Origin of the sequence: Vibrio sp. FE10, from assembly GCF_030297155.1 — a bacterium.
In the GTDB taxonomy this organism is placed as follows: domain Bacteria; phylum Pseudomonadota; class Gammaproteobacteria; order Enterobacterales; family Vibrionaceae; genus Vibrio; species Vibrio apostichopi.
This window is the reverse complement of the sequence record NZ_AP028067.1, coordinates 2,312,904-2,335,593: the sequence shown is the minus strand read 5'-3', so window position 1 is coordinate 2,335,593 and position 22,690 is coordinate 2,312,904. Positions and strand designations below refer to the sequence as shown.

At 41.8% G+C, this 22,690-nt stretch carries 21 protein-coding genes; 9 read left to right on the top strand and 12 right to left on the bottom strand.

Annotated features, from left to right (window positions below):
• Positions 1 to 8: 8 nt before the first annotated feature.
• The 3 genes from QUF19_RS10380 to QUF19_RS10370 form a co-directional block, all read right to left on the bottom strand.
• The gene (locus QUF19_RS10380) at positions 9 to 1,415 is read right to left on the bottom strand and encodes a hypothetical protein (protein ID WP_286292823.1); all 1,407 of its coding nucleotides are present in this window, start codon (positions 1,413 to 1,415) and stop codon (positions 9 to 11) included.
• A 201-nt stretch (positions 1,416 to 1,616) separates the two neighbouring features.
• The gene (locus QUF19_RS10375) at positions 1,617 to 2,246 is read right to left on the bottom strand and encodes a redoxin family protein (RefSeq protein WP_286292821.1); all 630 of its coding nucleotides are present in this window, start codon (positions 2,244 to 2,246) and stop codon (positions 1,617 to 1,619) included.
• 180 nt (positions 2,247 to 2,426) lie between these two features.
• Entirely contained in the window at positions 2,427 to 3,305 is an 879-nt protein-coding gene (locus QUF19_RS10370; protein ID WP_286292819.1) for a winged helix-turn-helix domain-containing protein, read from the bottom strand.
• A 259-nt stretch (positions 3,306 to 3,564) separates the two neighbouring features.
• On the opposite strand from QUF19_RS10370, the gene QUF19_RS10365 reads away from it, so the two are divergent.
• From QUF19_RS10365 to QUF19_RS10345, 5 genes are all read left to right on the top strand, one after another.
• Entirely contained in the window at positions 3,565 to 3,855 is a 291-nt protein-coding gene (locus QUF19_RS10365; protein ID WP_286292817.1) for a hypothetical protein, read from the top strand.
• A gap of 9 nt (positions 3,856 to 3,864) precedes the next feature.
• Positions 3,865 to 4,266 carry a hypothetical protein gene (locus QUF19_RS10360; protein WP_286292815.1) on the top strand — a complete coding sequence of 134 codons (402 nt, stop codon included), beginning with the start codon at positions 3,865 to 3,867 and terminating at the stop codon, positions 4,264 to 4,266.
• 190 nt (positions 4,267 to 4,456) lie between these two features.
• Entirely contained in the window at positions 4,457 to 5,989 is a 1,533-nt protein-coding gene (istA, locus tag QUF19_RS10355) for an IS21 family transposase (RefSeq protein ID WP_286291968.1), read from the top strand.
• Positions 5,990 to 5,999: 10 nt separating this feature from the next.
• Positions 6,000 to 6,722 carry an IS21-like element helper ATPase IstB gene (gene istB / locus QUF19_RS10350; protein ID WP_286291966.1) on the top strand — a complete coding sequence of 241 codons (723 nt, stop codon included), beginning with the start codon at positions 6,000 to 6,002 and terminating at the stop codon, positions 6,720 to 6,722.
• Between the two features lie 107 nt (positions 6,723 to 6,829).
• The gene (locus QUF19_RS10345; protein ID WP_353505928.1) at positions 6,830 to 7,300 is read left to right on the top strand and encodes an EAL domain-containing protein; all 471 of its coding nucleotides are present in this window, start codon (positions 6,830 to 6,832) and stop codon (positions 7,298 to 7,300) included.
• A gap of 179 nt (positions 7,301 to 7,479) precedes the next feature.
• Here QUF19_RS10345 and QUF19_RS10340 read toward each other — a convergent pair whose 3' ends face one another.
• The 5 genes from QUF19_RS10340 to trxB all read right to left on the bottom strand — a co-directional run bounded on the left by QUF19_RS10340 (position 7,480) and on the right by trxB (position 13,464).
• Positions 7,480 to 7,827, bottom strand: a complete 348-nt coding sequence (locus QUF19_RS10340; RefSeq protein WP_286292814.1) for a hypothetical protein — start codon at positions 7,825 to 7,827, stop codon at positions 7,480 to 7,482.
• Positions 7,828 to 7,950: 123 nt separating this feature from the next.
• The gene (locus QUF19_RS10335; protein ID WP_286292812.1) at positions 7,951 to 8,514 is read right to left on the bottom strand and encodes a nucleoside 2-deoxyribosyltransferase; all 564 of its coding nucleotides are present in this window, start codon (positions 8,512 to 8,514) and stop codon (positions 7,951 to 7,953) included.
• A 330-nt stretch (positions 8,515 to 8,844) separates the two neighbouring features.
• Positions 8,845 to 10,566 carry a heme ABC transporter ATP-binding protein/permease CydC gene (gene cydC, locus QUF19_RS10330; protein WP_286292810.1) on the bottom strand — a complete coding sequence of 574 codons (1,722 nt, stop codon included), beginning with the start codon at positions 10,564 to 10,566 and terminating at the stop codon, positions 8,845 to 8,847.
• The gene (gene cydD / locus QUF19_RS10325) at positions 10,559 to 12,343 is read right to left on the bottom strand and encodes a heme ABC transporter permease/ATP-binding protein CydD (protein WP_286292809.1); all 1,785 of its coding nucleotides are present in this window, start codon (positions 12,341 to 12,343) and stop codon (positions 10,559 to 10,561) included. The genes cydC and cydD overlap by 8 nt, the downstream gene beginning before the upstream one ends.
• Before the next feature lie 161 nt (positions 12,344 to 12,504).
• Positions 12,505 to 13,464 (bottom strand): thioredoxin-disulfide reductase, encoded by a 960-nt coding sequence (trxB, locus tag QUF19_RS10320; RefSeq protein ID WP_012603688.1) that lies wholly within the window; start codon positions 13,462 to 13,464, stop codon positions 12,505 to 12,507.
• 313 nt (positions 13,465 to 13,777) lie between these two features.
• On the opposite strand from trxB, the gene QUF19_RS10315 reads away from it, so the two are divergent.
• Both QUF19_RS10315 and QUF19_RS10310 read left to right on the top strand, forming a co-directional pair.
• Positions 13,778 to 14,164 carry a DUF6575 domain-containing protein gene (locus QUF19_RS10315; RefSeq protein ID WP_286292799.1) on the top strand — a complete coding sequence of 129 codons (387 nt, stop codon included), beginning with the start codon at positions 13,778 to 13,780 and terminating at the stop codon, positions 14,162 to 14,164.
• Positions 14,165 to 14,641: 477 nt separating this feature from the next.
• The gene (locus tag QUF19_RS10310) at positions 14,642 to 15,835 is read left to right on the top strand and encodes a hypothetical protein (RefSeq protein WP_286292796.1); all 1,194 of its coding nucleotides are present in this window, start codon (positions 14,642 to 14,644) and stop codon (positions 15,833 to 15,835) included.
• A 132-nt stretch (positions 15,836 to 15,967) separates the two neighbouring features.
• Here QUF19_RS10310 and QUF19_RS10305 read toward each other — a convergent pair whose 3' ends face one another.
• The 4 genes from QUF19_RS10305 to QUF19_RS10290 form a co-directional block, all read right to left on the bottom strand.
• Complete coding sequence (locus QUF19_RS10305) at positions 15,968 to 16,423, bottom strand: hypothetical protein (RefSeq protein ID WP_286292793.1); 456 nt, start codon at positions 16,421 to 16,423, stop codon at positions 15,968 to 15,970.
• Between the two features lie 142 nt (positions 16,424 to 16,565).
• Positions 16,566 to 17,624, bottom strand: coding sequence for a hypothetical protein (locus tag QUF19_RS10300; RefSeq protein ID WP_286292791.1), 1,059 nt, complete (start codon positions 17,622 to 17,624; stop codon positions 16,566 to 16,568).
• Between the two features lie 152 nt (positions 17,625 to 17,776).
• Positions 17,777 to 18,220, bottom strand: coding sequence for a hypothetical protein (locus QUF19_RS10295; protein WP_286292788.1), 444 nt, complete (start codon positions 18,218 to 18,220; stop codon positions 17,777 to 17,779).
• 784 nt (positions 18,221 to 19,004) lie between these two features.
• Positions 19,005 to 19,541: a hypothetical protein gene (locus tag QUF19_RS10290; RefSeq protein WP_286292784.1), complete on the bottom strand. Its 537-nt coding sequence runs from the start codon at positions 19,539 to 19,541 to the stop codon at positions 19,005 to 19,007.
• A gap of 1,193 nt (positions 19,542 to 20,734) precedes the next feature.
• On the opposite strand from QUF19_RS10290, the gene QUF19_RS10285 reads away from it, so the two are divergent.
• Positions 20,735 to 21,391 (top strand): 2OG-Fe dioxygenase family protein, encoded by a 657-nt coding sequence (locus tag QUF19_RS10285; protein ID WP_029225866.1) that lies wholly within the window; start codon positions 20,735 to 20,737, stop codon positions 21,389 to 21,391.
• Positions 21,375 to 22,610, top strand: a complete 1,236-nt coding sequence (locus QUF19_RS10280; RefSeq protein ID WP_286292774.1) for a cysteine desulfurase-like protein — start codon at positions 21,375 to 21,377, stop codon at positions 22,608 to 22,610. The genes QUF19_RS10285 and QUF19_RS10280 overlap by 17 nt, the downstream gene beginning before the upstream one ends.
• Positions 22,611 to 22,690 lie beyond the last annotated feature (80 nt).

Genomic DNA, 22,690 nt, shown 5'->3' with positions numbered 1-22,690 from the left:
CTACCGAACTAGTTGTTTGGGTAGCCTGGGAACTTAGCTTTAAGGGCTGCACGAGTAGGGAAGTACTGCTCCATAAATTTAACCATCGCAGGGTCGTTAGCTTGCAGCTCTGTGAATGTTGCAGAACTTAGCTCTTGAGCACGGTAGCCTTTGTAGTTCACGTCGTAGTAAGCATACAGAGAGTAAGCTAGGTACTCTTGATCGTATGACTCTGCGTCTAGATCTGCTTCGACAATCGTTGAGTCTTTTCCGTTTGGAAAGTAAGAGCCCGCAAGAATCGCTTTTTCATTGAGTTCATCTAACTCTTTCTGCATCGTTGCCCATTTCGAAGAAGACGATTGTACCGCTAGATTCATAACACCGTAATCGTGTACAAAGTGGATGATTTCTTCAAATGCAGCATCTCTCTGAGTCGCTAAGTCCGGTTTGTTCTCGCCTTTTGTCGTGTCTGTAGTTTCAGTCGCGAACAGATCTTGGAAGCGGTAATTCTCATCTAAGAAGTCTCCTCCGTCTCTGTCAGACCAATCTTCATCATAAAAGAAACCCATGGTCGCTTTACTGTCGTAAATGGCCTTAGTTACTTCTGTTGGGAAGCTATCCAAGTAGTACTGCATGATGTTCTTAACGTGAGCCACTTTTGCTGCACCGTTATTTTTTGACTGGTCTTCAATCAACAGTGGGATCTTATAACCGTGTGCTTCTACGCATGTGCGTTGCTTGATGCCATTGGCGAGCAAATCACCTGTCGTATTTATGATAACAGAGCAGTCACTCGTTGGTACACGTGCAAACGTCTCTGACGCACTTTGAGCAAAGGATGGAACAAATTGAATGCCGTTACTTAAAGTGTTGCCCACACGAACATAGAGGTTCATCGGTCTCATTTGCTCGATATTAAATTTGACGCCTGTACTATCAGTTATGAATTGTTTGTTGATAGTGACAGTATCGGCCTGTTTCCATCGAACAACGTTGTTTATATTGTTTTCAACTTCGGCAATTGCAAGCTTTTCAAGAGTGCTCGTTGAGTTAAAGTTTTCGTAGTAAATACTGAAGTTTTCAACGTCGAACGTCTTACCTGCTGAGTTTGTTGCTGTTACAGAGAAGGTGATATCTGCATCGCTTTGAGTCTTGTAATTGCGCTCTGGAATGCCGTGAACTTGCGCGAAGCTGCCGCTCGATTCTAGATTATTACCGTACTGGGTAATATCAATGTTCACGTTCTTATCTGTACCCGTTGTAATCGACTTAACACGGAATTTCAGTGAGTAATTACTTCCTAAGCTAACAACGGATTTTGCGCTTGATGCATCGATTACATTCTTTGATGCGCTAGTGTTATTGCTGTCGCTGCCGCCGCACGCAGTGAGCATCGTAGTCAGAACAAGAGTTGGAATAATGAGTTTGTATACCATAGGGAACCAAGTTATCTGCAAGCTATAAAGCCAACATGTTACTAGAGATGGTATTTGCTCTTAGTAAGCTTTTGTAAGTTATGTATTGATAATGCTTACAAATGGTTTGGGGTTATGAATTACACCTGTCAATTGTTTGAGGGTCTTTCTTGAATGAGACTTAAATGGGCTAGCCGCAGCTAACCCATTTCGTGTCGGTGTTTAGAAGTACTCTTTCGCGACTTCAACTGCCTTGTTCAGATCTGGAATCATCGTCAGCTCCGGAACACGTTGAATATGAACAATTTTGTTGTCTTTATCGACAACGAAAGTACTACGAGCCAGTAAGCCCAGTTCGTTGATTTGTGTGCCTGATTCAAAACCAAATACGTGGTCTTTTGCATCTGAAAGCAAAGTTAGTCTGTCGGTGATGCCTTTCTCTTTCTTGAATCGGTCAAGTGCGAATGTGGTGTCTGCGCTCAAACCGATGAATTCAATGTTACTTGTTAATGCAGGGTTCGCTTCTACAAAGTTAGAAAGATCTTGAAGCTGTTGGTCACATACTGGTGTATCAATCGATGCTAAAACGCTGAAGATACGAACTTTTTCTGTTTTTGCCGTGGTGTCGTATGGCTGATTTTGGTTCGTCATCAATGTAACCGAAGGCAAGTAGTCACCCACAGACAGGCTGTTGCCAACAAGGTTGAAAGTGGTCTCATAGTATAGAGTCAGTGTATTGTCTTTTCCTGTAGGAGCAGTATCGCTGGTGGTTAAGTAGTCCGCAGCGGTAACCGTTGTTGCCATTGTCGTTGTAAGAAATAGTGCAGCTAGCGTGATTAGCGTTTTTTTCATGTTTAGTCTCTTGAATTTGTTTAATTAAGCTCAGTTTCCAAGCGGAGCGAACTCTATCTGAGTTATTCAGGTTTTGTTCAAACAAATAGATAACGAAAATTACACCAATTGATGTAATACGCTAATGACAATCGAATTAACGTGCCAATACCAATGGATGAATCACTATTGACTTATTGGTTAAAAAGAAAGTTTACATAAACTGAGTATCTTGGAGATCTGTATTATTCTCACTTCTGAATTGTCGTTTCTTACTTTGTAAGAGTGTAAGTAATTATGAGCTTTATTTTTGTAGATTATTGAGAAGTCCGTTTCGAAGACGCCATCATCATTTTTAGTTACTGTGATATCAATATGGCGCGCTTTACAGTCTTTGTAAGAGTTAAATCTTATTATCCCTTCAACGTTATCAAGATCTAATATTCCCGTATGATCAACAAGGTTGTATGAAATACTCTCGGTAGAGACTAAACGTTGATTCATGTTCTTATTAATATTATTGGTGTTATAGCAACCCCTGATTAGTGAGAGGGAAGTAATCGCCAATAACAGCATCATTACCTTTCTCAGGTAAACCACCTTGTCATTACTTTTTATTGGGGCTTTAGTTATCGCTTGCTCGTTAATTGGCGGCAACGCCTCGATTTTTGCATCGACCCCAACCTCAGCCTCCCCCTCAATTTCTAAAGGTTCGGTATCCATGTCGATAGGAACCACAGTATTTGTAAGTTCTTCAATCACGACGTTCTCAAGTAAATAGCCAGCTTTACTTACTGTGGTGAGTTTTACCTTCTTTATTTCAAGTGTACTCAGCGCTTTTCTTAGTGTGCTAATTGTATTGGTCAGTGATTGGTCGGATACCACTGCGCCATTCCAACATTCAGTAAACAGCTCATCTTTGCTAATACAAAGGCCACTGTGGGTGTGAAGGTAAAGTAAAACCCGAAAAGGCTTTGGCCTTAATTTGATTAAGGTTTTATTTTCAATATTCATTATTGAACGATCGCTAAGGTTTATATGTAGCTCATCATTAATTACAAGTGAATTATCATTATTCATTCTACTTCTCAAAAATTAATTATTGTCGTCGTTATTGCGCTTAACCTATTTGCTGCCGATTCTATTTTTTTTCCTAGTTTTAGCCATCAAAAATCAAGTTCGTTTGAAAAATGTGTGGAATGTAGATTTGGTGTGTTTTTCATTATTTTTGAGTGATGTGGTTTGAGGTAGGCGTAAGTAACATTAAAAACTTATTCACGGATAGAGCATCAACAGAAAAAGGGATAATCAATCGTGTTGTTTGTTTTTGGGAGTGGAAATGAAAGTTGTTTCTAAAGAAAGTGTTACACGTATTCTAGGCAGCATTGAAGAGTATAAACAACTCGCTTGCGTGGAATCGAAAGGGTTAGATGTGATCGGTTTGTTGGTGCGCCTATGCCATTTGCAGAGCAAAAAAATCTCAACCGATGATCGCCAAATCTTAGCTGACCATATTAAGGAGCTGGTGTCTGAAGAGCTCACATTTGCAAGGAATATGGAGTTAGAAGAGGCAGAGGCAATCTTATTGGGTTCAATTCAGCCTCTGTGCTGTTCTAACCAAACCAAGTGAGGCTCACCTATGCTTGAGTGGAGCTCAGAGAACAATCGATATGAGATGACCATACTTGGATTCAAAGTACACAGTGTATTTCAATCCATCAGTGATGACTCTCAGAGTGTGTTTGGCTATGAAGCACTTTGCCGGATTGAGATGCAAGGTGAAAAAGTTAACATCAAGAGGTTCTTTAAAATACTCGAGGGCTTTGGTGAAAAATCAGAGTTCAGGTTTAAGTTCTTTCTGAACATCATGCATTTAAGAAATTTTAGACAATCGAGCATCTACGATCGTGATACCAAGTTATTCCTCAACGTGACACCTTGCTTCTTTAAATACTTCTCGCACGGGCATGACTTAAACAATTTATACCTTCCGTTAATCGAAGAAGAGCAGGTCGATCTCAATTGCATATTTCGGAGCTAGCCGACCGCCTATTTCGGTTTTAATCGACCACCAAATCCGTTTTTAACCGACCACTCATTTCGGTTTTAATCATCCACTTTTCGGTGTGTTTCCGAAATCGATGGTCGATTTACCGAAATAAACCTCTTTTCTCTTTTAAATCAATAGGTTTAACCTGAGTCTTTCATGTTGAGAGCACTAAGGATAAATCATGCCGAAAAAGAGAATGCCAATGAATAAAATTAAGGAAATCTTACGCCTCCGATACGAGTGCAATCTTTCTAATCGACAGATCGCCGCTTGCCTCAATATTGCTCATTCCACTGTATCCCAGCATCTATCCCGATTTAAATCCAGTGGCCTCACGTGGCCACTGGAAGAGACTCATCATGAAAATCAAGTCACCCAAGCTTTGTTTGATGGTCGCTCATCTTCTCAGCATAAAGTGATGCCTGATTTCACTCTCTGCTACTTAGAATTGAAGCGTAAAGGGATGACTAAAGCTTTGCTTTGGGAAGAGTATTGTCATCAGCATCAAGACAAAGCCTATGGCTATACACAGTTCTGCGAACTGTATAGACGTTGGCTAAAGACACAAAAACGCAGTATGCGCCAACTTCACCATGCTGGTGACAAGCTCTTCATTGACTACTGTGGCCCAACGATCCCTGTTGTGAATCCAGATACAGGAGAATGCCGACATGCTCAGGTATTTGTCGCCACTTTAGGAGCGTCAAATTACACCTATGTCGAGGCGAGTGAGAGCCAAGGGCTTGAACACTTCCTCATGGCTCATGTGAATACCTTTAATCACTTTGGTGGTGCTCCGAATCTACTTGTACCTGATAATCTGAAATCTGCTGTAACGAAAGCAGACTGTCATAGCCCTATCCTCAATGAGAGCTACCGAAAACTGGCACAACATTACGGCGTTGCTGTGATGCCAGCCAGGCCCTACAAGCCTAAAGATAAAGCCAAAGCTGAGAACGCAGTTCTCATCGTAGAGCGCTGGATAATGATGCGCCTTCGCCACCAAGTGTTCTATACAATGGCTGAGCTGAACCTGGCTATCCGAAAGCTGATGCATGACTTAAACCAACGAGAGATGAAACAGCTTGGTGTCAATCGACATGACTTGTTCAACAAAGTTGACCGTCCAGCGTTAAAACCACTGCCATCGCAACCATATGTGTATATCGAAACTAAACGAGCAACCGTCTCCCCTGATTATCACATTCAATATAAAAAGCACTTCTACTCTGTGCCGCACCAACTTGTTGGGCAACAAGTTGAGCTTGAAGCAACGCATCAAATAATACGTATCTACCACAAAGGGAGCATTGTTGCTCACCACTGCACAAGCCAAAAAGAATATGGTCTCTCTACCGTTTACGAGCATATGCCAAGCAACCATCAATACCAATCATGGACACCCGAGCGTTTTATCCGTTGGGGAAAATCTATTGGGCCAGCCACAGGTGAACTGACTCAGATGTTGCTCAAACGCCCAGAGCATGAAGCATTGGCCTTTAGAAGTTGCTTTGGGTTACTAAGTCTTGCCAAAAAGCACTCAGACGCACGGTTAGAACAAGCTTGCCGAGATGCCTTAGTGACAGAGAAGCCATACCTTGGCTTCGTCAAAAACTTATTGAAGAACCATCGAGAAGGCACTCTCTCTCAGCCTTCCACTGATACCCCAAACCTTAAACACACTAATGTTCGTGGTTCCAACTACTACCACTAGGAGAAACAATATGGACGCAATAATCCAACAGTTAAAATCACTACGCCTAAGTCATGCTTCTGATGCACTGGAACAGCAAAGGATACACCCCGCGACCTATGCTGAACTTGGCTTTGAAGAAAGGTTAGGACTCATCCTTGATCATGAGATAGTGAACCGAGATCAAACCAAAATCCAACGACTTAAACGGCAAGCCAAGCTGCGCCTAAGCGCTAGCGGTAATCAACTGGACTACCGCCCAGAACGAGGCTTAAAAAGAGCAATGATGGGAGAGTTATTATCAGGCACTTATTTACAAAAGCGACAGAATGTCCTGATTACAGGTGCAACAGGTGCAGGTAAAACCTATGTTGCTTGTGCGCTCGCCGAGCAGGCGTGTGAGCAACACTGCCCAAGTCGTTATTATCGCCTAAATCGTTTACTTGATGACCTGAGTAGTAGCCGCCTTGATGGCAGCTATCAAAAGCTGCTACTGAGCTTGTCTAAGAAAAAACTGTTGGTTATCGATGACTGGGGAATGGAAAAACTCAGCCAAGAGCATGCAAGTAATCTTCTCGAAGTGCTAGAAGATAGATACCAAGAGTGCAGTACAATCATTATCAGCCAACTACCTGTAAAAGAATGGCACGAGATGATCGACAACTCGACGATCGCTGATGCGATCTTAGATAGGTTGGTTCATCAAAGTCATAGAATCGAGTTACGAGGGGAATCAATGAGAAAACTGGCTTAAATCGACCACTTGGAGTAAAACTAAGGAAGAGAAAAGAGAGGCTTAAAAAGGTGGTCGATTAAAAACGAAACTAGGGGTCACATCAGCCGAAATACGCACTCAATCAGATAGTCGTTGAAATTGTAGAAGATTACTGCCCGTTAGCGGATATCGAAAGCTTACATAAGGGCACAGAATACCTAAAGAGTATTGGCATATCGTTCGCGTTAGACGACTTTGGCACGGGTTGGTCTGGTTATAGCCGTATGGCGATAGTGCAGCCCAACTATATTAAAGTCAGCCGAGAAATGTTGCTCGAATTTGGTATGAGCGAATCAATAGAGAATAACCTGCTTGAAGAGCTGAACACTATCACTAGCCTACAAGGGATCAAGGTGATCTTTGAGGGAATTGAAAATGTCGAAAATTATCAAACGGCGGGTCGATATGGGGCTGATTATTATCAGGGTTATTACCTAGACCTTCCTAAGCCATACCCAGTAAATCTGATAGAACAAGGTGAGACAAAGCCCGATGACAAGTTTCGGCTTAATGCTTATCTGAGTAAGAAAACAAGAGTTACGAGTAGAAGCGCTTAACTCGTAGAGTGACGGAGCTGCGTTTAAAAATAAGCCATTTTTAGATTTCCCTTAACTGAACTGCCTTTTCTTTTAGTTCACTAACCTCTCGTGTGGGAGGTTAGCTTTTTAACCTGTGAAATCGATAGGGTAGAGCGCTATGTGAGTTACTTTGAACAGCAAGTCTTTGGAAGGAAGGGTTATCGTTTTTGGTTTTCTACGTTGTGTTCTTTGATTAACTGGATCAATTGGCTTTTGCTGTACGTGCAATAGGCATAGAGAAACTTCTCTATCTCTTCAATCCCTACTTGATTCACCCTGCATGATAGATACTCTTCATTTTGATCAACACTGAGCTTGATGTTGTATAGCTGACATTTTCTATCAACAAAAAGGCAAGTCCCTTCACTGGTACAAATGCTAACTGCTGCGTCTTCGCTTTGGTCAATTGAAGACCATAAATCGTCGAATGATGCCTTTATTGCATCATAGTCTTTGCGTTCCGCTACTTCATCTCTCGTAAGAGACATCATGCAAGTCTCGTTCATGTTTTTCCTTAGCCTTAATAACTTATCGTTAATATCTCAGCGCTAATACCTTATCGTTAATAGAAACTCTCCCAACATTGTGAGGATGTCAGGAGAATCATAGCAATTTGTTTAACTAGCCGCTTAAGCGTTTTTCAATTGCTCTAAACAACGAATAAATGCGCGCAAGTTACGATACACATCCGTTTGATCATAAACGACCGCAACGTTTTCTAATTCTATTGATCCTGATACTGCGTTATCGAGCATAAGGTTATCAATCAAACCGAAGTTCTCTAGCGTCATACCAATGCCATCGACATAGGTTTGGTTGTCGACTTGTTTTGCGTTTGGCAGTTGGTCTAGGTTTCGTTTCAAGAAAAGCTCTGAACTGTTGGTATACGCTAGCACAGTCTTACCTAGTGCTTTGCCAAACCCCATTTCATACGCGGTGCCCACATCGCAACTCGCACCTCTGAAAGGGGTCATGTTGGCAATCACCACATCACAGCTTTCAATTAACTCTTCATTGGCGCGGCCAATCTTCAAACCGTTTTGCTGCGGGCTAGGTTCATTCAACTCTAAAATGTTGTCGAGTGGGAAAATACCCTCGAACCCATAGGCTTCACAAATCTTCTTCTTCTGGTCTCCGATAGAGACTGCATCACTTAGAAATACTTCTGGTCCTGCTAGATAAATACGTTTCAACGGTTAACTCCTGATTAGCAACAGTGCTGGTGTTTGTGTTGATATTTTTATCTATTGGGTTGTTTAAGTAATAACCAAAAGTACACGGTTTGATAACGTGTGATTTTCATGTGTTTTTATATTTATGGTTCAAAGATGGGGAAGATGTTCGTTACTTTTCCTAAACCTATGATTTTGAATGTCGATTTTGACACTAAGCCCTATATCAATAACAGATGTGGGTTGCAGGTTGACGGGGCGGAATAGAGAGTCAAAAGTGAGAGACACAAAAAAGCCCGAGTATAAACTCGGGCTTTGAATTGCTTATCTGTGCTGATGAAAGCGGGCTAACTAGATTGCCTGACGAAGTTGGAAGTAACGTCCTTCTTCGTTTAACAGCTTCTCGTGAGAGCCGTTTTCAACAATCTCGCCTTGCTCAATTAGAACGATAGAATCCATCGACTCTAGACCAATCAAACGGTGCGTAATGAAGATAACCGTCTTGCCTTCGAAGTGCTTCTCGAACAGCGTCATGATGCTCTGCTCAGTTTGCTTATCTAAGCCTTCTGTTGGCTCATCTAGCAGTAGGATAGGGGCGTCATGAAGAATGGCACGTGCGATACCAATACGGCGCTTCTCACCACCAGACAGTTGACGACCACCGTCACCTAACCAGCTATCAAGCGCGTTGTTCTCAAGCAGCTTTTCTAGGCCAACATCTTTAAGGATGTTCGCTAAGTGATCATCGGTTGCTTCTGGTCTTGCAATCAACAAGTTGTCACGCAAAGTACCATTTAGGATGTCGACACGCTGGCTTACCACACTGATAGATTCACGAAGCTGTGACTCGTTCCATTGAGTAAGTCCGATACCTGCGATAGAGATATGGCCTTGCTTTGGATCCCAGTAGCGAGTCAGTAGTTGAATCAGAGTCGATTTGCCCGAACCCGTTTGGCCAACAATCGCAACCTTGTGAGTTGCAGGAATCGTTAGGTCAACAGAGTTCAGAACACTGCGCTCAGAATCAGGGTAGTTGAACGTCACGTTTGAGAACGTAATATCCAGCGGCTTGCTGATGTCGAGCTTCTCTTCAGAAAACTGAACTTCAGGCTCAGAGAGAATAACTTCGTTTAAGCGACGCGCTGAAGACAGAGTTTGACCTAAATGCTGGAACGCGCCTGCAATTGGCATCAACAATTCAAAACTTGCCATAGTAGCGAAAGCCATTAGCGCGATGAACGGGTCTGGTGCATTACCACCTACGCCGTCAGCGGCAAGCCAAAGCATAAGAACAAGCGTCAAACCGTTGAACAACATCAGAGCTGCTGACGCCATACCGGTTAGGTTGGCATTCACAAACTGATTCGCCATCAGCTTTCGTTGCGTCTCTAGAATCGCATTGCGGTAACGCTCTTCAGCACCAAACAGAGTCAGTTCGCTGTAGCCTTCAATCCAATCTAGCGTAGTTACACGAAGATCGGCTTTGTTCTGTGTTAGTTCACCGCCGTTACGCTTGCCCAATTTGTAGAATAAGATTGGCCAAACCACTAGCATGATCAGAAGGATAGAACCCAAGATCAAACCAAGTGAGCTATCGAACCACATCAAGAACAGAGTCAGGAAGAAGATCCCAAACACACCAACCGTGACAGGGCTGACTAAACGCAAGTACACGTGATCCATCGCATCAACATCAGCAACCAAACGGTTGAGAAGATCGGCGTCACGAAGGTTTGAAATACGACCTGGGATCAGCGGAGCCAGCTTCTTGAAGAAGAAAATACGTAAATCGGTTAATAGCTTGAATGTTGCATTGTGGCTAACAACACGTTCACCCCAACGACCCGCAGTACGGCTCATTGCCAAACCACGCACACCGCCACCCGGCAGCATGTAGTTAAAGGTTTCACGAGCAATCGTAAGGCCAGCAACCGCAGAAGCTGAAATGAACCAACCCGATAGCGTTAACAAGCCGATAGAAGCCGACAAAGTAGCAAAAGCCAATAGCATGCCTAGCGACAGGCCAAACCAATGCTTTTTATAGAGTTTCAGGTAAGGCAGTAAATCACGCATCTAAATTACCCTTATTATCTTGTTGAGCTAAGTTCGCGTTCAGCATCTCTTCGAACAAACTACCCGCAGTTGAAAGCTGAGAGTAATGACCTTGTTCAACCAGACCACCATCGCGCATAACCAGAATATTATCGACTGATTTAAGAGGAGCGAGTTGGTGCGTCACAAGCAGGGCAGTACGGCTTTCAATGTTGCTATTGATGCCTTTCATCACTAACTGTTCGCTACGAGTATCTAGGCTGGCAGTTGGTTCATCTAACAACCAGAACTGGCCATCTTGAATCATTGCACGAGCCAAAGCTAAACGCTGAGATTGACCAACCGACAAGCCGCCAGAGCGATCAGAGATCATGTAATCCAAGCCGTGCTCGTTTACAAATTCGCTAGCAAATGATTGCTCAAGTGCATTCTCGACAACTTGGTCAGCGATATCATGCTTACCTAGAGTGACGTTGTCACGAATACTGCCGTGCAGTAGTAATGGGTTTTGACCAACCCAGCTTATGGTTTTACGCCATGAAGACAAATCGAGTTCGCGCAATTCAATACCATTGATTTTCAAGCTTCCTTCATAAGGCATGAAACCAAGGATGGCATTGATCAAGCTGGTTTTACCCGCACCACTTGGGCCAACTAACGCAGTCGATTGGCGAGTGTTCAGTGCAAACGAGATAGGACCAACTAATTGCACACCTTCAGGGCTTAACACTTTTAGGTCGGTAGCTTCAATATTAATGCCTTGAGCCGGATCGAGCTGAGTGTTGCCTGATTTAACCTTAGTGATGTCCGTTTCTAGGAACTCGACAATACTTTCGGCTGCGCCAACTGCTTGTTGCTTCGCGTGGTAGAAAGTACCTAAGTCACGTAGAGGTTGGTAAAATTCAGGCGCTAAGATAAGAATGAACAAACCAGCGAATAGCGTAATACCAGCGCCATAGTGACCAAAGTTCAGTTCACCGATGTAAGTGAAACCAAAGTAAACCGCCGTCATTGCGATTGAGATAGAGGTGAAGAATTCAAGAACCGCAGAAGACAAGAAAGCGATTTTCAACACATCCATAGTACGCGTTCTGAACACTTCAGATGCGCCTTTCAATACTTCTGTCTCTGAGCTTGTTCTGTCGAATAGACGAATGGTTGTCATAGACTGAAGACGGTCGTAAAAGTGACCTGAAAGACGCTGCAGCGCTTTAAAGTTTTTACGGTTTGCATCAGCGGCTTTCATACCGACAAGTGCCATGAACATTGGTACCAGTGGTGCGGTAATCAAGAAGATCAAACCTGCCGCCCAGTTGACTGGGAATACGACCACAAGAATGATAAACGGAATCATCACCGACAGAGACATCTGAGGTAAGTAGCGAGAGAAGAAGTCTTGCATGTCTTCTACTTGCTCTAACAACAAGGTTGCCCAAGTACCTGCAGGTTTACCTTTGATGTAGGCAGGGCCAAGCTCTCGTAATTTATCGAGAATGAGCTGCCTGATGTAAATACGAACCTGTTCACCGCAGCGATAGCCTGCGATTTCACGTCCCCATGTACACCCAGCTCGGCCAACGACCGATAGTGCTAAGCCAGCGAAATGACCAACCAGTTCAGATTTATCGACATTCTCGATGATCAGCTGGTGAAGAATAGAGGCGAGAAGAGCTGCTTGAGCAATTAAAAACACGCTTGAGAGTACGCCAAGGCCAATCGCAATCATGAGCCAGCGTTTCGCTAAACTGCTCTGTTGCTTAAGCCACTTATTCAAGCTGCGTTGTTTTTTCTTATCCATTATGAAGGCTTAATGATAATTATTATTCGTTGAGGGCGGCTAGTATACAAAAGAAAGCCCAGTGGATATACCACTGGGCTCTAGGGATTTACAACAAAGTGTGATGACGCCCTGCATCTACTGAGGCGAGAGCACCGATAATCAAATCTGCAATCTCAGATTTACTTATCGTTAAGGCCATCTAGGAAGCGTTCAGCATCCAGTGCAGCCATACAACCCGTACCTGCAGAAGTGATTGCTTGACGGTAGTTGTGGTCCATTACGTCACCCGCAGCGAATACGCCTGGGATGCTGGTTTGTGTCGCGTTACCTTCAAGACCAGACTGAACGATGATGTAGTCATCTTTCATATCAACTTGGCCTTTGAAGATTTCAGTGTTTGGTTGGTGACCGATAGCAATGAATGCGCCCATTACTTCGATATCTTCTGTCTTATCAGACTGAGTATCTTTAATACGAACGCCCGTTACGCCCATGTCGTCGCCTAGAACTTCGTCTAGCGTGCGATCAGTGTGAAGAACAATGTTGCCGTTCTCTACTTTGTCCATTAAACGTTTCACTAGAATCTTTTCAGCGCGGAACGTGTCACGGCGGTGAACTAGGTGAACTTCAGACGCGATGTTAGATAGGTAAAGTGCTTCTTCAACAGCGGTGTTACCACCACCAACAACCGCCACTTTCTGGTTGCGGTAGAAGAAACCATCACACGTTGCACAAGCAGAAACGCCACGGCCTTTGAATGCTTCTTCAGAATCTAAACCTAGGTACTTAGCTGATGCACCCGTTGAGATGATCAATGCATCACATGTGTACTCGCCAGAATCGCCTTTAAGACGGAAAGGGCGGTTTGATAGGTCGACTTCGTTAATGTGGTCGAACAGGATCTCTGTTTCAAAGCGCTCTGCGTGCTCTTTCATGCGATCCATTAGAGCTGGACCCGTTAAACCTTCAGGATCACCCGGCCAGTTTTCTACTTCTGTTGTGGTTGTAAGCTGACCACCTTGCTGCATACCCGTAACAAGTACAGGGTTTAGGTTTGCACGAGCAGCGTAAACTGCAGCTGTATAGCCAGCAGGGCCAGAACCAAGAATCAATAAATTACAGTGCTTTACGTCGCTCATGAGGACTCCGAAATTGAAATTGTTTTTATTTATAATCGCTTAGGATTGTATGGAAAATATGGAGGCAATAAAAGTGTAAACAAGGGCTGAAGTGTAATTAATCGTTATACGTTAGAACTTAATGGAGACAAACGTTTTCGTAGCTTAAAGATCGGCGAAACCACCGTCTTCTTCAAGGATTGTTGCTGCCGCCTTTTCGATTGCGAACAGCCATATCAAAATACGCCCAAATAACTGTATATAAAAACAGTATTTAACTATAAGATTACACGCAATGTTTGATAGGCAAAGTTAGAAAGATGAGGAACGAGCAATGAACTTACTCCCAACAGGCACACAGCTAGGCAAATTGGAACTACTGGAAGTGTATCAAGACGTCTTAGGGCCGAAGTGCTTTTCGGTTAAGAATGAAAACACTCAAAGGTTTATGGTGTATTGGAGTGGGGACTACGACAACGGCCAGTGCATTAAGTGGGCTTACATTCCTGTGACCAAACCATTGCTTGCCAGCTTGCTAAACAGAGAAGTGAGCTTTCATGATGCGTTCCACCATTCAGACAAGCTTTACCTAGCGACTATCTACACAAACGAAGTAGGGAAGCCCGCGAAAGTCGAACTGCTAAACACAACGAACAAGCACTTAGTAAACCTACCGCCCGTTGATTTTGAAATCGATCTTGAAGAAGCTTGTATGTTTTAGTTTGCACAAGGGGAGTTACGGATTTTGAAGCTCACAATTGGACACAAAGTGAGTTTCGGAGGTTTATTGAACAAATAATATGTTTGGGAAGTCACCACTTGTGTACTTCATTATTAGATAATTTCCCACTTAATATTGTTGATAGCATTCAATTAGTGCTATCAACTTACGATTTTCACAGAGTTGTCTAATCCGTGAGCTCTCACTTTTTACAAGATTATTCCCAAAACTAATCGAACCATCATTTAAATTGATAAATTAACCAATAAAAGACCCGAACTATTAGATCTCAGTTGGATTAAAAAAAACGCCTTATCCAATTAAGGAGAACAGTATTGTCAAGTTATAGAACTTAATCTACGTTTTGTCGTGAAGAGGTTTAATTTTCAATCTTAGTTTCATTCAAACCTCGATTGAGGTGTGCTAAGTGAGAAAAATACTCCTAAATAAAGACACCCATTAAATAAAGGAATTGGAATGGAAATTGGTGGTTACGATGAATATCGTTACGAACAATTAAGGTCTGTCGGAGTCGGTAATTTAGACAAGCGACTAAAATATTTAAAAATCAATGAAGCAGTGGAAAAAGAGTGTCTAGATGCGTTACACCAAATGGCGTTACAAATCACTCAAACCTCATATAGAGAACATTGCCGTCAGAATAAGAATCCAATGGATTGGATTAACATGATGAGAGGATTTGTTAACCAATTCAAAGTGGCACTAAGCATGCGTCACAGTTGGTCTCTTCCTGATAGCATTAGATTGAAAGTCACCGACTCCGAAGCTCGAGCATTAGTAGAACAAATGGAAATGGTTACAGCACTTTCCTATTATACGTTTAATTCTAGTGCTCTTAATACAGGAATGACGGGATACACAACTAAAGCGAAAGCACTTGATAGTCGTGCGGTTGATGTCTGGAATTCTTACAAAAAGTGGAGACAACATTCAACGTCGCATGTCGACGTTCCAGTGTACCGTCAAATTACCATACCAAACCCACAGAATTCAGCTTGGTGGAAGTATGCGGATGACATCGTTAACGGTGCTAACCCCAAAGGACCAGTCGGTACCATAAAAAGTAGCCGTTATTTGTCATGTAGTTTTCACAAAGGTTTTATCGAAGGTGCTTGTTTCCCCGTTTACAGAAATACTGAAGGTATTCTGAATTTTATTATTCGTCGCGCTCAAGGTGTCAATATTAGTGCCTTCAGCGGTTACAATAGTACCAATCTCGCTAATCGCTTGGATGAAACTGCCGTTAGGCTATTGAACTTAAACGACCCTTCTATTAATAGCGTTGCTAGTTATGAGAAGAAATACGTTAACGATGTAATCGAAAAAAGCAAAACCCTATTTTTTGAACATCGCCGTATAAATAAAATGAAACAAGGGTTTGAGAATATGTCAAAGCTTATGGGGTTCAAGAGCAATGATTCCGCCATTGCTGTTCAAGCGGAGTTTTTACTGCCACCTTCAGCTCAACTATCTATTGACCGTATAGTGAAAAAACCAGCCTATCCAGGTGCAGCCAATGTTCCTGTATTAGAAGTACATTGTACGTACGTAAGAAGTACAGAAAAATCTAATGGCTTACCCCAAATTCTGGCTCCGAGCGACCAATCCATGTTTCTTGGCCCGACTAAACTTTATCCTGCAGATAGTTGATCTCATGTAAGCGTGACAAGCTAAGTTAGTTAGGAAGGGCTAACTTAGTTTTGGACAAAAACGATTTAGACCTATAGCTCTAAATCGTTTATAGAAGATTAGAAAAAGTATCTTGAAAACCTTAAATGCTTGTTAAATGCACAGTTTCGAGGCGCTTTCAGTGTTCTCATCGTATTCCCAAAGCTCGACGTCATTTGGGATTAAGTGCTTATAAGTACGGATATAATAGTGAGCTAAAGTCTCGTTTCTTTTTGCACTGAAATCACTAAGAACAAACATGATTTTTCTGAAACCGGCTGGCGCTGTATAAAAGTAATACATTGCTTCATTCCAAACCGTCAATTTCGCGCTAGGAACATTACCACCTGTTGTCCATTTATGAGCCTTACACTCGACAATGATTTGTTGATCAATACAACCGAGGTCGAACGCATGTAGTTTCTTCAAGTTTGAAATTCCGACTTCAACTTTCAGATTGGGAACAAGTTCTAAGCCTTGGCTCAGAAAAAATTTTGATGCAGCAGATTCGAACTCACGACCTACATGAGCGTTGGATTTAGAGCCTATTCTCTGAAACGGTTTATCCATAACTTCCTCGTGCATTTAACGCCTGCATAACACGTTTGCTACGATACAGACTTAGCTGAATTTTAGCGTCTTAATCACTGAAAATAAAGGCAAACTGACAATGCCGAGTGTAGCAAATCGTGTTGATGCGATTGTTAGCCGTTTATGCGAAATTTAATTTCTTAACTTTATAGTATAAGAATTTACCAGCCCACAAGTATGGGAACATTGTTAAAAACAGTACGAAATATTCAAAAGAACTAAACCAGAAATTAGACCATTCAAACTGAACACCAACAAGTAAGTTAAGAGTAACTAACGGCAGCAAAACCCCAAAAAGCATATTGAACATGATTAATGTGATCACTTTTAATGTTGTTTCTTTAACACGAAAAGTTTCGTTGTAGGTATTAAAGTTAGAAATAGCTACTGACAATAATGGAATGACCTCTTTTTCAACAACATGAGCCTTTTCAAAGTAACTAACAAATACTCCTTGAAAATCAGTAACCTTATTTATATGAGGTAAATGATACTGCTTCCAAATTTTTTGCTTTTCATTTTCATCCATTTTATAAGGCATTTCTGCCATTTGTTTTTCAAACATCTCAGTTTGTTCCTTTAACTGTTTCTGTCTTGTAAATTCAATGGCATAACTTGCTAAAGTCATTAGTGAGCGGTTATTTGTATTCCAAGTCCAATTTAAGTAGCTAACAATCCGGTGCATCTCTTGAATACGTTTAGCGTCAAACTCCTTTGAGCATAGCTTAGCAACTTTATCCGTTTGTCCTTCAATATGAACTAAATTATTATTCCAAAATGGGTAAGTAGTAAATATCGTAGTAAAAAGTGAAAAAAGCTCATTACATGCAGATATTACATCTTCTGAACTTGGCTCACTTTGGTGAGAACTTCTCGGGATTCCATATTTTTCCTCATAATCTAAATATGAGTACAACATAGTTGCTCTTCTCAATGCTTCTTTGCCACTGTTATCCCAATTCAGTGATCCATCTTCATTAACGTAAATATTATTGCCATTAAACATCATAGTATTTGGAGTACTAACAGACATACTATGTTTTAAAGCGTCTTCTAATTTCTCCTTAGCGTCATTTACTTTTTGATAAGCATAAATTGCAAAAGCAGAGAAAAATGCAGCAACTACACCGATAATTGTCACATGCAACGCTGGAAGCGCTTCTAATATTGGAGAACTCAATTCTATTCCTCTTACTATAAATTGGTTGATGACGGCTAACGCCAAATTAAGTAGTGAGCAACGCTACCACCTACCTAAAACATTTTTCCGTAAACACTTAAGCCAATTCAAACCAAAAGTGCCAAGCATTGCGAATCTGTTTAAATTTATTGTTAGGGCTTTATTCCAAACAAGGCTCCCAACTTCTTGAACAGCACTCTGAGCCTAATTCCAATACCATAAAAGTTTGGCTCCAGCATTAGTAACTCAGAACCACTTGCTAAACTTGAATTCTGTCCTTTAGGTGTCAGCTTACAACGTACGTAAAGTCTCCGATTTTCCTTATCTTCTGTTTCATGACTCACCAATCCTTCATCCACTAGAACTCTCAACGTCTCTCTGTATATATAGAGCTCATTCTGGATTGGATTATCATCAAAACTATATCCGTTATCCCATGAGCGCGTGACATCATTGTAATTTTTGAGCTTTCTATCAGCGGGCGGAGTCTCGCCTTCAATGTAAAAAATATCTATATCTACAGGAGTCGGAAAGCTATCGTTTAATAACTTCAGAATTACCTTTCTAGATTTTTTGTAAGCTACCTTATTCGACACAGTATGTCCCTACAATTTAAGTATTTGAAAGTAATAGGTAATATATCATGACGATTTGACTATCGACAAAGTTTAGCCCTAACATATTTCATATCGTGCCAGCACGAAATGATGTATTCAGTACACCTCAAGAAACACACCTAACAAACTAAAAAGTATACATATAGTTAAGGTTAGATCTAATTTCTAGTTGAAAAGCGTGCAAGCACACATTGCTTCCGATTCAAGTCACATTATCAATCAATAACTTCCCTTTAGTTCATTACTATTCAATAGCTTAGAATTATTTGAACAACATATTCGTGCGTAACTGTGTTTGAAGGTCAGTCTATTGTGGACTAGAAAATTTAGCTATATTGTTGATCCCTAGGAATGAGGAAAGTTGCAGGGTTTAAAATGAGTTCAACCCTTCTCTGGCTCACTTGAGGCAAAGGCGTGTTTGCCGTGATCGGCTCAAAAATACCACAGGACATAAACGTTTTAGCGCTTTTCCTAAATTAGCATTCACAAGATTACCTTTGGTATCACTAAACCTATAGCTTAGTGACCAGATATACACTTCCACGACAGCTCTGGAGATGTCGGATTCACTAAACTATTTTGATAATTAAGAGGTTCTTGCGGCGAGCAATGGTTCTACAGGGGCAAAAACCATTGTCGATATAGTGACAAATGAAGGTACCCCCTAAGCCGTTCCCGAACATAAAAGGTTATGAAAACAATAGGATTTACAGAGCGCCATACAACCAAATGGCGTTTCAGGAACTGACTACTCGAGGCAATGTTATAACGCTTTAAGATTATTCGTATTCCAATATTTTGTGAAGCCTGATCCCGTTACACTGATAACTTCATTGCTATTCCATACGCTCGGTTGAATTTTCACAATGTTACTTTTTTTAAATTCCGCGGCAACGAAATCCATTCCTGGATCTGTGTAGGGTCTGAAGTACATATAAGCAGCGTTATCATTCGGACCGCGAGAACAGAAAGCTCTCATCCTCACTGGTTGTCCATTAAAAAAATGGGTATGAATTTCTGGCAGTAGATTGTAACCGTGACCCTGATTATCTGATTTTCGGTCATATTCACAGATGTCACCTTCAAAATCTAAGTAATTAAAAAACATAGTGAAATTACCGTGTATATCTCTTGTAGCTTCTATCATTACCATTTTCTCAGGCTCGTCATTTTCTCCAAATTTAACAAGCAACACTTCCCCATCTTGATTCCACGAAAATTTATCAGATAGGACCCAATTTGTTTCAGCTATGGAATGAAATGAAACTATAGTTAGCATTCCCATTATGAATTTTAACATTGTAATACCTGCGCAGAATTGATTTATTTAAAGCAATATTCTATCGAAAAAATCAGGGATAACGCAATAATATAGTAATACAATATATTACCAGTTGTAAGTAACATAGTTTTTAAAACCTACGTGTCGCTGTCTAATTAAATCAAACTAAAACAGCGACTTAGATGAAAAGACATGTTTATCTAAATTTTGTGGGTTGTGCCACTGAGTGAGATTTACAGATTACAAGATGATGCGACAGAGTTGAGTGATAACGGCATCTATCATCCTATGCCTCTCCTGATTTATGGCCACCTGTCAGCGTCATTGACTAGCTAATTTAGCAACAAAGTTAGAGACCTCTGCATGAGGAAAAGTAAGTCAAATAGCAGGGGTTGAAATCAGGTTCAATTTTACACTGGCTTACAACGGGGCATAAACGTGTTAGCGAAGAACATCAAATATTGGTGAATACCTGCCGATGAACTTGAAGTTGCGTCCGTTGTTATTATCGATATCAAATGCTTCGTGCTCTTAGTTGTCAGAAACCACAAAGTAAATTCCTCTCGCAATATTCCATTTCAAGCAATTCACATAAACCACATTATCAATTCGAGTTGGCAGCACACCGTTTAAAGCTGAGTGTTTTCGTAACTGAAAGAACAGTGAAGCCGCTATCTGAAAGGAAGCAAATTGATTTGAGGGCGGCCGAGTTCCCCCCGAACTCGACCTGTTCCAGACGCGCAAGCAAAGGCGTTTGGTTTCTGGCTTACTCATAAATTAACCAATTTCAGTTTGTTGTGTAAATAATCAATAGCTTGGCAACTGATAGGTAGGTCGTATTTTGCTGTGCAAAAGCATAGAAATGAATGATGACGAGCGTGATGCCTGAACTCATACAATAAGGCTGGCGTATTGAAGCGAAAGGTCTGACACAATATGAAACATAGCTTGCTAGTTTTTAATATCGTTAAATTCAAATTCGTAGGGATTTATAACTAGCTAGTGGAGTGTGCTAGTTTTAAGAGTTGGTCATCTTTTATTCTGGTGTTATACACTGCTTTTGAATTTCAAGTTGGATTTAGTGTCTGAATTATTAAATCTGACGGGATAAATGATTGTTTAATGTTGATTTGACAAGATCTTCAAGTATCCTTTATGTAAATAAAACGTTAAATATCGAAAGTAAATTAACAATCATTAAGGAGTCGATGATGTTACATGCTCACGAAAATACCCTACATATTACCCACCTCAGTAACCACGCGGTTGAGGAGTTGTCACCATCATTCTCTAAGCTACCAAGCACAGAGCATGCGGATGGCCAGTTTCGATTGAGAAGGTACTCGGTGGTTCAATTCAGTAATGGACAAGTCGTTGAGCAAGACAAACATAACTTTGTTCAGTCTGAAAACATTAATCACTTCCAAGGTGACGTTGTTCGTCAGTTCGAGCCGATTGAAGCGAATATTCTAAGCAGTGAAGGCATGCAAGAAATGTGTGAACTGTTTATTGAAACCAACGGGCTTGAAGACGGGCAAGAAATCGAAATCCATCAAATCCGTATTGCCGCTATTTTTGAAGAGACTCAGGTTGCTCCAGAAGGTGTTCACCAAGACGGCTTTGACCACATCGCTTTAATCGGTGTGAACCGACACAACATTGTGGGTGGTGAAATCATGTTGTACCAAGACTCACATGAAGCGCCATTTTTTAGAAAGGTGTTAGGCGATGGCGAGGTTGCGATGCTGGCAGACAGTAAGCTTTGGCACAATGCACAACCGATTCGCACCATAGACCACGATGAGATGGGCTATATGGATGTGTTTGTTCTAACGGCTAAGGATGCGCGCAATGTCCTTCACTCTTAATGATGTACGCCAACAGTTTAGTGCTTTAGGCCAATATCATAATGGCAAGCCTGTGACCTTTTTTGATGGACCGGGTGGATCTCAAGTGCCTGAAAATGTTTTAGCCTCGATGACCGAATACCTAGGGCATTTCAATTCAAACCTAGGCGGTCACTATTTTTCTAGCCAAAAGACCACGAGCTTAATGCAGCAAGCGCGAGAAGCGGCGCAAGCACTGCTTAATGCGGAGTCTTCTGGCAACGTTGTGTTCGGTGCGAACATGACATCTCTGACCTTCCAACTTAGCCGAGCGATCAGCCGCGATTGGAAAGAGGGCGATGAGGTTATCGTCACTGCGTTAGACCATTACTCAAATGTATCGAGCTGGCAGCAAGCGGCAGACGACAAAGGCGCGATTGTTCGCCAAGTTCGCGTAGACGAGTCGGATTGCAGTTTGGATATGGCGCACTTTGAATCGCTTCTTAACGAGAAAACCAAGCTTGTCGCTGTGACGTTTGCTTCGAACACGACTGGCTCTATTGTCGACATGGCGAAAGTTATCGAGCTTGCACATCAACATGGTGCGCAGGTTTATGTCGATGCTGTGCATTACGCACCGCATCACTTGATCGATGTTCAGCAACTGAATTGTGATTTCTTAGCGTGTTCAGCGTATAAGTTCTTCGGCCCGCATGTGGGCATTGCTTATGTTGCGCCTCAATGGCTGCATACTCTAAAGCCTTACAAGGTAGAGCCTGCAACCAATATCGGCCCAGGTCGATTTGAAACAGGAACACAAAGCTTTGAAGGCCTTGCCGGTGTGATTGCGGCGGTGGATTACTTGGCTCAATTAGGTGATCCAGCCGATTCATTGCGTTCTCGTTTAGAGCAAAGCTACGCGCTGTATAATAAGCACGAGAGCCAACTTAGTGAGTACTTCCTTAAACGCTTGGCCGACCTTGAAGGTGCAAAGCTTTACGGGAAAACCGAGTTTGATTCAAACCTAAGAACTCCAACGTTTGCGATTACCTTTGATAACCATTCTCCAGAGTTCATCGCTAAGAAGTTGGGTGAGCATAATATCTGTGTGTGGAACGGTCACTTCTACGCTTTAGGGCTGGTTAAGCAGTTGGGTATTGAAGAGCAGGGCGTGGTGCGTATTGGTTGTATGCATTACAACTCGATTGAAGAGATCGACTTGTTGTTCAATGTGCTTGAAGGGATCTTGCGAAGCCACTAGCACTTAATAGCTACAGAATCAGAAAAGAGCATACTTCTCTCAATAATATTGAGTAGGAAGTATGCTCTTTTTGTTTGATT